The following is a 14,153-nucleotide window of genomic DNA, read 5'->3' as shown; positions in this document are numbered from 1 at the left end:
ATGATTTCAACTGAATGATCCGCTACCTGTTACTTCTTTCCATTTGATCATCCTCAGTCCTGGCTCCTGGTTCCTGGAGTACTGAACGTATTGTCCAATAAAGGCTGTGCATTGATTTCAAATGAGAATGTAACTGACAGGGTAATTACCGCTGTGAGTCGCCATAATATTTTTTTCATGTGCAATTATTTTAGTACTTGCAATCAATTATTCCATTGTCCTACCCTTAATTTCTTCCGCGCAAAAAGAAGCAGGTTCAGGAAATGAACAATGATAAGATTGCGATTGATACACTGATTGTTCCTAATACTGGTTCATGCTTCTTTAATTGATCACTGTATCAACATTCGTTTAGTAATCACCTTTTCTCCGTTTCTGATTGTCACAAAATAAATTCCATCTTCCACAGCAACACTTAAAGAAACAGGTTGCTTCATTTGATTTTCCACTGAAGAAAGTTTATTTTCATAGACAACCTGTCCCATCAGATTCGTGATCGTAATGGAAGTGTTATCAAACAGTAGATTTGAAACTTCAACAACAAACTCGCCATTGTTTGGATTTGGATAGATGTTGAATTGGGAGTCCGGATCAACAGGAATTGCTGATTGCTTCGCCAATGCAACAGAATTGGTGTACCTGGCGGTAAGGAAGTAACCATCCATTCCAACATAGCGATAGCCGGCAATCACAATTTTATTGTCGGTTTGTAAGGCAATGTCACTGCACCCTTGAGTAAAGGTTCCGTAAAATGAAGTATCTATGCCATTATCGCCGAAAGAGGCATCCGGCGATCCGTTACTCAATAATTTTACCAATACAATAGCCTGATTGGAAGCCCCTGCATAGATGTAAGCAAGACCTGCCATGATGATATCATCATCAGGTTCAGTCACCATCGCTGAACATCCTGCATTACTTCCATAGATGTCGGAGAAACTCCATCCGCCTGTTCCGAAGGAGGTGTCAAATGAACCATCCGGTAAAAGACACAATGCGGTAAACCTGTTGTTGACCAGATAGTTTGAACTTCCACCAAGAATAATTCTGCCATCAGTCAATACTGAAACTGAAGAAGCAATGTCTGAAGATCCTTTGTCCGCTCTTACGACGCCTCCGGTTCCAAAGGTGTTGTCAAGTGTCCCGTTTATATTGAGTCGCAGAGCGCCGATGTCATACCTGAAAAACGAAAATACAATGAGTGTGTCTATATGTCCGCAGGCGATGATCTTGCCATCCGGTTGAAGAGCGAGTTGATTGCACTCAGAACTTTTATTGCTGGGTAAGAATTTAAATATTCCTGCTGTTGCAAAGCTGTTGTCAAGACTTCCATTTGCTTTTAAACGTGCAATGATCATGTTGTGATGACCGCCAGATCCGTCATCTGCATATCCGGCCAACAATATTTTTCCATCAGGCTGAATGAGCACATCATAGCAGATCATGTTCTTGCCGGGCATATTCACTTTGGCTGAACCGTTATTACCAAAGGTGTTATCAATCACACCGTTTTTTGTCAGCCGGTAAACAATAAAATTGTTCACGTTGGTCGGACCGACACCACTTCCGGCTACAATTATTTTACCACTTGAGGTTAATGCCATGTCACAGAAAAAACCACCGATAATACGGGTGACTCCTGCTGTTCCGAATGTATTGTCAGGACTACCGTTGGCTTTTGTACGAGTGATGGAGATATCTGAATAACCATAATTGCCGAAACTGTTTCCACCGGTGAGAATACGGCCATTACTTTGAATCACTACTGACCTTGCAAAATCGTCTCCACCGGAATTGGTTAATAAATATCCGTCACCACTAAAGGTATTGTCTAATACCGGTTGTGCATTTATTCCAAATGAAATGGCAACTGACAGTGCAATAGTAACTGTAAGTTGAAGTAAAATGTTTTTCATGTTTTTGAGTTGAACGGATTAAAAATTCTCCCGGATTGATTTGGAAGCCTTAACTGTTTTAAAATCTTTAAGCGGGTATTCAATTAATTTCCTTAGTCAAAGTCACGCTGATCACACTTATTAGCAGGTGCCTTTTCCTGATAAGAAAATCCAGGTAGTAAAATTAGGCTGTCTATTAAAGTTGAGCTATGACTGTTGTCATGATTGACGAAGACCTCTTAGTACTGGAACTTTTAATAAGTGCCAAAAAAAAGAAGCTGATTCAACAGATGAATCAGCTTCTCTGATATTAAAATCTCAGATACCTGCTACTCTTTTATCCACTTCGTTGCCGCATTGTTTCCTTTCTCATCCATTACACGAAGAATATACATGCCATTCACGAGGGAATTAATATCAATGTGTGATTGATCCATTGCAACTGCGTTCTGTACATACATCAATTTTCCGGAGAGATCAAACACCTGAATCGTAACTTTTCCTTCAAAGCCCTTTAAGTCAATCGTAAGCAGGTTAGTTGCAGGATTCGGATAGATGTTTAGTTGAAGCGGAGCCGTGTTCTCACTGGTATTATTTCCGGTGTCAGATCCGAGTTTAGGCGGAAGAATATTCACCGAATAATCTTCTACTTCACCTTTAGCGAAAATTTCGCAGGGAGTTTGGGCCGGTCCGCCTTTTTTCAACGAAACACGCATTCGTGTTATTCCGGATAATACATTGTTAGGAATTTTTAAAGTTTTGTTATTCCATCCGCTAAAGCTTGATTTAAAGTCTACTTTCTTTTCACCATTATCAAGAAAATCACCATCATGGTTAAAATCTATCCAGATCCGCCATGTTTGATTATAGGATCCACCTATGATGGAGCTAAGTATGATGCTATTCGTAGAACCTTTAATCAGGTCGGTTGATAAGGCAGTATAGTCGGCATAACCGTCGATATCCAATGTTTGATTCTGTATGCCACCTATCCAGACAAAATTAATCCTGTCATTAGCGGGATTAAGACCATATGATGTACAATAGGGCACTCCCGTAGTAGTGAATTGCTGAATGGCACTGAAACCGGAAGGGCCGTTGTTGCAAACGGCTTCCACTTTAACATCATACATTGCACCCGGTGATAGCCCGCTTATTAAAATTGTGGTTTGGTCTGTTGAAACCTCGGCCCATATAGCTGACGCGGAGGACTTGTATTGAATGTGATAAGTGATTGCATTTGCAATTGGATTCCATGAAATGGTAGCGGCATTATTATTAATTCCACTGACTGTAATATTTGCAGGGATGCCACACGTTCCTCCTGAAGTTATGTTGAGGTAGTGCAGAATGGTCCACCAGTTAAGTCCGACCACGAAAACACTTCCATCACTTGCAATTGCCAATCCCATTCCTCTCGTAGCGGTAGAGTCATACTTTGCAACCCATGATTCATTCCCTGCCGAATCATATTTTATCGTTAAGATGCTTGCAGGATTTCCTGAAATTGAAGTTGTGCCTGTTAAAAATACATCACCTGTAACCGCATTGGTAGTCATAAAATATAACTGAGGGATGTCGGAGAATGGCGTGATATAAAACGCATCCCAAATTAATAATCCTGTTGACGAAAGTTTGAAAGTTTCAAGTCCTGTACTCGGTGAGGTACCTACGCCTGAAATTACCAGATTGCCATCAGGTTGAAGATTGATTCTTGATGGAGCTTCGTGTTGGCTGTTGTTGTCGTAGTAATAAGCAAATAGCAAAGTACCCGTAACACTATATTTGGTCACCACCATATCATCATCTAACCCTGATGCATAACCTTTATTCACAACATAAACATTCCCACCATTATCTACCTCCACATCAATTCCCGCATAGATGCTGTTAGAAACAACTCCCCATAAATAATTTCCATTTGCATCAAACAAAGCTGTTGTCATATTAAAACTAAATCCTTGCACTGAAGTAATACCGGTAATAGCAATATAGCCATTTCGGTAACGCATGTTATTCACACCAAAATAACTTCCGAAATTATGTATAGCTGTAAAAAGTGTATTTCCGTTCGGAGCAAGCTTTATCAAATTAAAACCATAATCTGGCTCCCCTGAAAGAGTTGCCGCTATCCCAATGTAAATATTTCCTGAAGGGTCAAGTTCGCATCGCGACGGAATCCCCACTACACCTTCAATAGTTCTCTTGAATATCAAATTTCCGGTGGGCGAATATTTCAAAACTACAATGGCATTTGGCTGTTGATAGCTTGTTCCGTAATAGCGATAGCCAAGGGTAATAATGTTATTGGAGGCATCCGTAGCAATCCATGTAGGCCGTTCGCGGTAGTTAAAAATTTCTGATGTGTCTTGCTTCTCCCATAGGAAGTTCCCGAATTGATCCCACTTGCGCGTAAACATTCTGTCGTTGATGGTGTAGCCACAGGATACCACATTGTCGAGCGCATCCCTTGCTATCATTGCGCCTTGCCTGGCAGTACTGCCGGTTGTTCGAACCCAATCAAGTTCCTGTGCTGTAGCTTTTTGACTAGCTATGAAGAACAAAAAAGCAAATAAAACTGCGGAGAAGCGGCGAATTTTTTTCATGATTAAAAATTTGGACTTAAAGGTAGCTGTTGGAGGTGCGGATAAATATGACTTGCGTTATGTCGGTTGTTTATTTGAAAGTAACGAAGGTAAGCCCCTCATCTCCTGAACTGTTGCATATTTCCAGAAATGTGTTGCATCATTCATGTTTTTATATGCTGAAATATTCCGTATAAATTTTCGAAGCACTGATTTATTGAGCAATGTTAAAGCGCGCAGCAGACTTCATTAACGCGGCTTATCGCAACTATTAACCGGAGCCTTTCTCTGAAGGGAAACAGCTCCTGGAATTCATTGGAAACTTTGTAAAGCTTTTTTATCCATTTAATCAGCCCTCTTACAAACCGGAAGCTTTTGTTCTAAACTCCCGCTAGTCCGGATTTGCAATCACAAGGTTCGAAACCTTTGAACCCCTTTACTGGCATGGATTACTATGATCCTTTCAACGAATAAAATTGAAGGTTAAATTAAACATGAATTGTTCTTTAAATGTTTTTCACTCTGCAAAATAATCAGCGTCATAATCAGAACGGAACACTTACTTCAAAATAAGTTCCTGTGAAAAGAGCTACGATGTATATTGGATAAGGCTTTGATGATGTTGCGAACACATGTGATTTGCAATCCGGTCTTATTGAGTAAGGGATTTTTAATCCCGTTTTTTAACAAAACGTATTGGTATATTATCGGATTAAAATCCGAAACTCAAACGGACGGAATTACAAATCACAAGTGCTCGGATATTTCAAAACTGGCAAGTGGAATTTATTTTGTGAAAATCTACACGATCAATGATATGGTTATAGAGAAATTTGTAAAGCAGTGATGCAATGAATTTATTCTCAGTTCCCATTCTACCGTGTCGCCGTTGTGTGACATGATGGGATGGGAAAAATTTTCTGGTGGCAACTCCTACATCAGTTTATTACAATGATTGTTTCTTCATATTGGTGCAGTCGTCCTTAATTGAGCGTCCGCTTTTTAAAATGACATCTAAGAATTAAAAGATCCTTTTGTAATCGGACGCCAAATAGGAGGATAATCAAAGCAATCACTATTGTATTTGTCCGTTGGAGAAGGATTAAATTCCAATCCCTTCATCAGCGAGCTATGAAAAACAAAACCTTACTCCTTTTTTGCGTCTTCTTTTTCTATTCTTTTATTACTTATGCTCAGGCAGGTATTTTAGATTCTTCCTTCGCAAATAATGGAATAGCCACTTATTTTGGATTTGAATTTAATAATAGCACTTCCTCAGCAATGCAAACTGATGGTAAAATCATCTTTTCGGGACTTTCGAACCAGGATTGTGCAGTAACACGTTTTCTAAGCTCGGGCATTCCTGATAGCTCTTTTGGCACTAATGGTATAAGCATCCACAAAATGAATCAGATAAATGCTACTGAAACGGTGGCAGAATGTGCTCTTCAACCGGATGGCAAGATAGTGGTTGCGGGTGCAACGAAGCAATGGAATGGTACCGACTATTTCTGGGATGTTGCTGTTCTCCGGTTCAACTCCGATGGGTCAATTGATAATTCTTTTGGCTACAATGGAAAATTTGCAACTGACATTTCAGACAATTTGGACTATGAAACAAAGGCTATGAAAATTCAACCTGATGGTAAGATTCTTATCACCGGATATTTTTCTTCCTCATTTGGCCCGTCAGATGTTTTCTTAATACGGCTAAATACAGAAGGATCGCCGGACTCAGAATTTGGTTTAAATGGAATCGTTAAAACGAATGTTGATCCCATACTCAATGATGTTCCTGAAGAAATTGCGTTACAACCTGGCGGCAAAATTTTAGTAACAGGTGCGCAGAATTATTACTTGTTTAGCATAAGATACCTCAGCAATGGATCGATTGATGGTGCTTTTGGCATTGATGGTATAACAAAAACCGATTTTAGTGATTATACATCAGATTGGTTAAGTGCAAGATCAATAGCGATAACACAAGATGGTAAAGTTCTTATTGGAGTAAATTTCAGTAATGGAGAAGATGTGGACGTAATGATACTTCAGTACACCAGCGAAGGGATTCTGGATTCATCATTTGGAAATGACGGCACTATCATTTATTCATCTCCTGACGCTTTTGAATTTTGTTCCTCAATAATCATTCAACCGGACGGAAGAATTATTTTAGCTGGAGTAAGAGGTGAATCATACAATCAGTATCCCGACCAACTTTTATTATTGCGCTATGAAAATTCAGGTCTTGTGGATGAATCTTTTGGTGTAAACGGAATAACTACTACTTCAATCGGCTTTTCAACCGGCTGTAATGGAGCTATAATAAATAACGAGGGAAAAATCATCCTCACGGGTAGCACACAACTTTCTCAGGGTTCAGAAGTGGGCTGTCTAATAGCACGCTATACGACAGGTCTCAATGTGGGGATTCATGATTTAAACGTCGATAAATTGAATGTTCATGTTTACCCCAATCCGCTATCAGATCATTCGATAATAGAATTTAGTATCCAAAAAAATTCTGAAACCACCATTAATCTAGTCGACCTATATGGCAGGAAAATAAAAATAATAGCAGCAGGAAAATTTTCAGAGGGAAATCATAGCCTACCGATTTCGGGAAACGGACTTGTTTCAGGAATCTATTTTATTGAGTTGGAATGCGGAAGAGAAGTGGCTTTTGAGAAAGTGGTAATTAATAAATAGAATGTAGCTGTTAGAATGGTGATCCCTATTTTATGTAATGCTGAGAATATTCTTGCTCTCCCGCTAGTCCGGATTTGCAACCGGTCTTATTGAGTAAGGGATTTTTAATCCCGTTTTTTAACAAAACGTATTGGTATATCATCGGATTAAAATCCGAAACTTAAACGGACGGGATTACAAATTATAAGTGTTCGAAACATTGTGTGACGAGAGTAATAAAAAAAATGTCATGCTGAGCGGAGTCGAAGCATGGTATTTTTTCTGAAGAACTGACCACGAAAGCAATGTCTCACTTCGACTGAGTTTATACTGAGCGTAGTCGAAGTGCTGCTAATGACACATAGTTTAATCATTTGATTTTCTGGATGTGAAAAAAGAGGGAGTTTGAAAGAAATCGATTTGCAAAATAGTTTGTATTCGTGATGAGGCGACGATTGGACGATGGTTGATTCTTGATGAAGGGTTGATAGAGCGTTTCTCGCTACGGGGCTGTCATGCCGAATTTATTTCGGCATCCCATCCAATTTGAACTTCGTATCCAAAGGCCTGGATTGTTTTTTTTGAGTTGCAGTTTTTAGATACATAGTGACATCGTTTCTACTTATTGGGGATCCCGAAATAAATTCGGGATGACGCTTTGATTGGACGATGCGTTGATTGGACGATGCATTGCTAATGACATTTGGTTTGATCAATTAATTTTCAAGATGTATTAAAAGTGTCATTCTCAAAGAACTCGATATAAAATAATTTGCGCTCAGTGTGACATTGCTTTTGTTCCTCTATCATGGCCGTCGTCCGTGTAAATCTCAAACTTGAATTTCTTTGAATTATTCAGCGAAGCTGAAAGCTAGTAAGGTTTCGAACACTTGTGATTTGCAATCCTGTCTTATTGAGTAAGGGATTTTTAATCCCGTTTTTTAACAAAACGTATTGATATATTATCGGATTAAAATCCGAAACTTAAACGGAAGGGATTACAAATCCCGACCACCGTGAATTTTAGTTTTAGCGTTTTACAACAGCTTGACAAACCAGTATGATTTAATAGAAAGAAGCAATTCATTTATTCTCAACCACGACAACACAACGATGGACGAACTGAAAACTCTCAAATCATTTACAGAACCGTTTACCTATGAAGTGGAAAAGGATTTTTGCCTCTGACACAGTTTCGTGCGGACCTTAAACGAAAACTTTACGCGTCAGCATAAAAGACGACATTGCAAACTTGAAACCGGCTGTAAAAAAATGATTTAGCAAATTTAAAAACGGAGAAAGCTGAAAACCGAATAGAGTAAGCGAACAAATAACGAACGACACAATGAATAAATTTATGATTGACATCCTTTTACAAGGAATAGACAAAGAAACAAGAATGAAATTATTACCCGGAGAGCAAGCAATAATTAAAGAATGGGAGGACAACGGAACACTTTTGGCTTCCTACATAAAAGGCGAAACTGCCGGTATTTACCTGGTATTAATGGCCGATGATAAATCAGACGCGGATAAAAAGCTTTCAACGCTACCATACTATCCGTATATGAAAATTGAAATCATTCCGCTAAGGTAACGGGACCAAATACGTTCTTGGTTGCTTTGCTCTCCGCATCAGGTTTGATGATGGCAGACAGTTTAATGCTTAGATCCAGACAGTTTTCGGGACGCCAGCTTCTTGTAGCGGCCAAGCATTAGCGGTACTTGTAAAAACTACACACGAATTTAGATGAAGAAAAACTTAAAAATATGAGAAAAGTAATTGCAGCAATCAATATGACGCTTGACGGATTTTGCGACCATACAGCAGGAATTCCGGATGAAGAAATACATCAACATTATGCCGAACTATTAAATGAAGGAGATGTAATTCTATACGGTAGAATAACCTATCAACTTATGGAATATTGGCGACCGCTGGTGAAGAATCCTTCAGGTGAAAAAACAATGGACGACTTTGCTGTGGCGATAGATAAAATTCCGAAAATAGTTTTTTCCCACACGTTGAAAAATGTAGCATGGGAAAGTGCAACAGTAGCAAACCGGGCCCTTGATGAAGAAGTTTCAGCACTCAGGCAACAACCAGGTAAAGACATTTTGGTTGGCAGCCGGAGTTTAATTATACAGCTAATGAAACTTAATTTGATTGATGAATACCAGCTTTGTATTCATCCTGTTGTTGCAGGATTTGGTTTGCCATTATTTGAAAATATAAACGACAGAACTATTCTTAAGCTCATAAAGACTAAAACATTTGGTGGTGGTGCTGTAACGCTTTACTATGAGCCGGCAAGCGAAAAAACAACGTTCCGCTAACAAGGTTGTGTGAAACAAAAACGAACAGCATGAACGCAATAAAAAAAGCGATATTTAATTGGAGCGGAGGAAAGGACGCTGCTTTAGCGCTTCATAAGACATTACAAGACCATGAGTTTGACGTTGTTTCATTATTGACGACCATTAATGAAGAAACACTGACATCTTCCATTCATTGTATTCCTGTTGAAATACTATCAAGGCAAGCAGACAGTATTGGTATTCCACTTTACACAGTATTAGTTGCGAAAGACCTGGCAAACTATGACAAAAAAATGCGGGAGACCGTTGACCATTTCAGGAAACAAGGCGTAACTCATTTCATTTTTGGCGACATTTTTTTAGCTGACGTAAAAGCATATAGAGAAAGTAAACTAAACCCATTGGGAATTAAGGTAGTAGAACCGCTTTGGAACAAAACATCGGCTGAAATCATAGACGATTTCATAAAGTCAGGGATTAAATCGAAAATTATTGTGACACAGGCAGACAAATTAGACGCGACCTATATCGGAAAAGACTTAGATCAAAATACTTTAAAATCCTTTCCTCACGACGTTGACATCTGCGGTGAAAACGGAGAATACCACACTTTTGCATATGCAGGTGGTTGTTTCAAAAAGCCAATTGAGTTTTCAATATCTCAGACACATAAAATTTCATACGACATTAAATTGAACGACGGACAAACCAAAACTTTTGAATATTGGCAAGCTGAAATAATTGTATAAAGTCACGAAAACCGAACACATACCATCACTTAAACCGGAGAAAAATGGCAGATGCAGTCCAAAGGATCCTTCGGAAAATAAATTAAACAGGAGGCATGTATTTTTTAAGATGGCTTCTAATCTTAAGCTGAAAAGTGCACACTTAATTCACTGCGTAAAAATCGATCTCCATTCCAAACACAAAACATTAACCGGTAAACGATGTTTTCGAAATGTTCTACGATCAGGAAAAGTATAAGAAAAATGAAATAAGAAATCCACTCTTTTCTGTCTTAACTCTTATTCGCAGCAATTTTTTCTTTTAAAGCTTCAAAGGAAATAGAATCGCGGCTAACCAATTCATTAACATTGAATGTGTCCCTGTCCGGCCATGCATCTTCCTCCTTATTTTCAAGTAAAATATCGCGTAATTTTTTCCCGAAAGGAGAATAGAACAGTCCAAGGATTACACCTGCCGTAAAAGCAGGAAAAAAAGTCTTCATCACTTTATTCATCTCGTGAGGTTTAAGAATTAAAAAACTAAAAAAGAGCCGCCTTGGCAGACGGCTCTTTCAGTTACATTTCTTCCGCTCTGCCTTTGAATTCATCCACTAATTTTTTCCCTTTACTGATTCCATTGCTCACCATGTCGCGTGCCTTGGATGCAGAGTCTTTAATGTTATCTAACAATTCTTCTTTGTCGTCTGTTGCGAGGTAATATCCAATTCCTATTCCAACAGCAATTCCAAAAAATAATGCAGTCGATTTCATACTTGAAAAATTTTAAGAGTTAAGAATAACCAACCTTTGCATCTTTCATGCCTAAGCGATTATAGGAGGAATTACCAGCAAATAGCCTTATCCGGTGTAGAAATTATGACACAATGCGGGTAATGCACCATCGTCGCTTTATTTAATTAATCATCAATCAACTTGCTGCCTTAATTATATATGAGGGATTAAAAAAAACCGCAGGCATTGTATGCCTTGGTAATTACTGAAAAGGTGATGGAGCATAAGGATATGCTTTGATCAATAAAAATTGCAAGACAATACCTTTTCTTTTTTTTGCCGGCACGACGCTGACAAAATAGCGTAACAGAAACAAAATCATTTCTCTTTTAATAACCATCTGTGAATACACAAGCGGCGGCTGCTTCATCCGTTGGCTGTTTCTTTACAGCCAACTCAAGTAACCACGCTCAACTGATCAAATGATGTTAAACAACTTCTTAAACAAAAATCAAAGTTGTTCTATAATTGAGAAATGACAATAACTCCTTCGTCATTTCTTGTCATTATTGCTACCAGGCATTGTCACACTAACTTCCACTTCATTTGATGCACTCACATGAACGCCATCACTGGCCATCACTTTTATTTTGTATAAGCCTGGTTCCAACGACGTTGTTGATAGCAATGTCTTTCTATCGCTTTGCCAATATTCAGCAGGGAACCACCCTTCTTCTTTTGCATTGCGCGCAAGTGTAAAATATTCCAGCTTATCGTGATCCTGATCATGACCGCAATGATCCAGCTCAATCTTTTCGCCTTGAGCAGTGGTAAATGCAGAGCGCAGCTTCAACTTTACCGTGGGTTTGTGAAGACTTATTTTTTTTGTTGCCAGCACCTTTCCTGACATACGGTTTATAATTTCCAGATTTTTTGAAGCAGGAGGATATTCAACATTGAGTGCAAAAAAAGTGACCGGTCTTGGCTGTGAATCAATGTCAGAAGAATTCCAATTGACCGGAAGACCCACTTCCTTCAATGTTTTTCCATACTCATCAAGAAGGCGAATGGCATAGGTGCCGAAGCTGCTATCACGATCAGGGATTCCTTCTCCGATATGTTGCACGGAACCGAGATACATTTGGTCGTTCCAGGCAATGATGCCGGATATATAAATTATTTCAGGATCAGGTTTACTCTGCAGCTTATTCACTAGCTGATCGTAGTCGGCCGCATCAATCCATTTCTTTTTGTTTTCCCAATCCAAATGTGCATTGGCCGGTGATCCTCCCATGAAGCAGAATGAATTGCATTGTTCATGGTTGAGCAATGTGTCAATCTCAACAGGCTCACCACCCTGCGCAATCCAAAAGCCATTGGATGGATTTCCTTTGGGATACGTTGCGCTTTTGTATTCATCAAATCCTCCGGCAAAACCACAAGCGGAATGGCCTAGGACGGGCCAATCAATATCACATACCCACGAATCCTTGAGTGTTGGATCAGTGCTTAATCCGAAGGTGTGACCAACTTCATGTGCAGGCAATGTTATAGCAGGACCTAAATTCGCACCTTCTCCGTATTGCGGTAAAAAAATTACTGCGCGGGGCGCGAACTCACCAAGCGATAGTCCGGTCACATCATCCAACCAGGTGTAATCAAATCTTTCAAACCAATCCTTATTCGGCAACACACCCATTAACCTGTCGCAACCTGCGATGTTAGCTACACCGTTTAATTCAAATACCAAAGCGTAAGGAGTCACATTGTCTAAAGGAATATAGAAGACACTCAAAATCGTGGCGAGAAAATCATACGCTCCTGTAATGGGAGGCAGGATGTCGATAGAAGACTTGTAATGATCAGGACTTGATAAAGGATATACGCCATTAATGTAGGCGCCACCAAGTTGCATATTAGACTTCAGGAGTTCATCACTCGTGAAGTTAAATGCGTCCATCACTGTTCCGACTTTCGCCCACATGAATTCATAATTTCGTGGCGTTTGTACCGTCTTCCATTTGATCTGATTGGAGTTGGCGTTATTGACCACCAGGCAATTCTTGGGATTTATATCCGCATTGCCCGCATCTTCTACAAATACTCTCAGACCAACTTGTTGTCCTGCTTCCGGAAAAATGATCGGATCGTCGAGGTAATAATATTCCTTCTTCACTTCACCGGCTCCAATCGTCATAGGGAAAATATCGTCTTTACTAACGCCTGCTCCCGTTACGATCACGCGTACATTTGTGTTGATGGTGGTCGCATAGTTATTGGCCACGCGTGCCATCACGATAGTTGGTTTTCCCGAGATTAATTTTTGCGTGTGAAAGAGCACCTGCAACATATCTGTTTCTACAAGTGCGAGATCGTTGGTCGTCATTGGTCTGCCATCAGCCGTTTCTATTTTCAGGCGGATGGTACCCTGATTCCAACCGGTACCTGATTTAATCTCAATCACTCCCTGGCTTGAATAGTTGGTGCCATCAATAATAACCGTCATGGCACACAAATCGAATTCAGCATCAAGACCACTCGAACCTGCATTGGGATTGATATCAACGTTATCATTACTGCCCGTTAGTCCGTTATCATTCTCCCACATCTCAATATGTATGTTGACCGGACTTGCAGAAACCTGTTTTTCGAAAGCCACTTCCCAATGCGGGAAATCACTGTCTTCTACTTCCGGAAGATCAAATGATTCACCGTCAATCTTTATTTTACCAAAGATGTCGGCATGGTTATCATAAAAAGGAATGTAGTCGTCATCACCTTCCATGTCAGAGTTTGGTTTGAAGGAAAGTACCTGCACACGTACGATAGAAGCAGGTGGATCAGATGATGGTGCAGTGGCTATGGGGCACTGGGCGAAGGATAACTGCGAAATAATAACACTTAAAGCAAAACTGATGCAAACAAACCGGAGGAAATGTTTCATTGAATAATGATTTAATTAGTTAAAAGATAAAGGAGCATCATTCTCTTTCATTGGAAGGTTATCTATTTTCTTAATGTAATTTTAAAACAAAGTTCTTTACACATAATGTCATTGCCGGTTGTGACAAATAAAATACTTTGCAAAAGTAAGAACCGCCAGGGTGAAGCGCAATCCCAAAAAGGGGGACAAGGGAACTAATACTGGTAACGGTTATTATCTTATTCCAAACCTGCGACTACAGATTGATCTTAAATGAGCATTC

The 14,153-nt window shown here is 39.5% G+C and carries 10 protein-coding genes; 5 read left to right on the top strand and 5 right to left on the bottom strand.

The window, feature by feature from the left end:
* Positions 1-332: 332 nt before the first annotated feature.
* Both IPO83_07500 and IPO83_07495 read right to left on the bottom strand, forming a co-directional pair.
* Complete coding sequence (locus IPO83_07500) at positions 333-1,916, bottom strand: T9SS type A sorting domain-containing protein (protein ID MBK9731118.1); 1,584 nt, start codon at positions 1,914-1,916, stop codon at positions 333-335.
* A gap of 308 nt (positions 1,917-2,224) precedes the next feature.
* The gene (locus IPO83_07495; GenBank protein MBK9731117.1) at positions 2,225-4,501 is read right to left on the bottom strand and encodes a T9SS type A sorting domain-containing protein; all 2,277 of its coding nucleotides are present in this window, start codon (positions 4,499-4,501) and stop codon (positions 2,225-2,227) included.
* A gap of 634 nt (positions 4,502-5,135) precedes the next feature.
* Here IPO83_07495 and IPO83_07490 point away from each other — a divergent pair.
* From IPO83_07490 to IPO83_07470, 5 genes are all read left to right on the top strand, one after another.
* Positions 5,136-5,327, top strand: coding sequence for a T9SS type A sorting domain-containing protein (locus IPO83_07490; GenBank protein ID MBK9731116.1), 192 nt, complete (start codon positions 5,136-5,138; stop codon positions 5,325-5,327).
* Positions 5,328-5,611: 284 nt separating this feature from the next.
* Entirely contained in the window at positions 5,612-7,189 is a 1,578-nt protein-coding gene (locus IPO83_07485; GenBank protein ID MBK9731115.1) for a T9SS type A sorting domain-containing protein, read from the top strand.
* 1,336 nt (positions 7,190-8,525) lie between these two features.
* On the top strand, positions 8,526-8,765 hold the full coding sequence (locus IPO83_07480; GenBank protein MBK9731114.1) for a hypothetical protein: 240 nt from the start codon (positions 8,526-8,528) through the stop codon (positions 8,763-8,765).
* A 173-nt stretch (positions 8,766-8,938) separates the two neighbouring features.
* Entirely contained in the window at positions 8,939-9,505 is a 567-nt protein-coding gene (locus IPO83_07475; protein MBK9731113.1) for a dihydrofolate reductase family protein, read from the top strand.
* A 29-nt stretch (positions 9,506-9,534) separates the two neighbouring features.
* Positions 9,535-10,236: an adenine nucleotide alpha hydrolase gene (locus tag IPO83_07470; GenBank protein ID MBK9731112.1), complete on the top strand. Its 702-nt coding sequence runs from the start codon at positions 9,535-9,537 to the stop codon at positions 10,234-10,236.
* 272 nt (positions 10,237-10,508) lie between these two features.
* On the opposite strand, the gene IPO83_07465 is transcribed toward IPO83_07470, so the two are convergent.
* The 3 genes from IPO83_07465 to IPO83_07455 form a co-directional block, all read right to left on the bottom strand.
* Positions 10,509-10,730 (bottom strand): hypothetical protein, encoded by a 222-nt coding sequence (locus IPO83_07465; GenBank protein MBK9731111.1) that lies wholly within the window; start codon positions 10,728-10,730, stop codon positions 10,509-10,511.
* Between the two features lie 61 nt (positions 10,731-10,791).
* Complete coding sequence (locus tag IPO83_07460; GenBank protein ID MBK9731110.1) at positions 10,792-10,986, bottom strand: YtxH domain-containing protein; 195 nt, start codon at positions 10,984-10,986, stop codon at positions 10,792-10,794.
* A 514-nt stretch (positions 10,987-11,500) separates the two neighbouring features.
* On the bottom strand, positions 11,501-13,891 hold the full coding sequence (locus tag IPO83_07455; GenBank protein MBK9731109.1) for a hypothetical protein: 2,391 nt from the start codon (positions 13,889-13,891) through the stop codon (positions 11,501-11,503).
* Positions 13,892-14,153: the final 262 nt, after the last annotated feature.

This window comes from Chitinophagaceae bacterium, assembly GCA_016717285.1.
Classification (GTDB): domain Bacteria; phylum Bacteroidota; class Bacteroidia; order Chitinophagales; family UBA10324; genus JACCZZ01.
The sequence above is the reverse complement of the archived record's forward strand: the minus strand, read 5'-3'. Positions and strand labels throughout refer to the sequence as shown.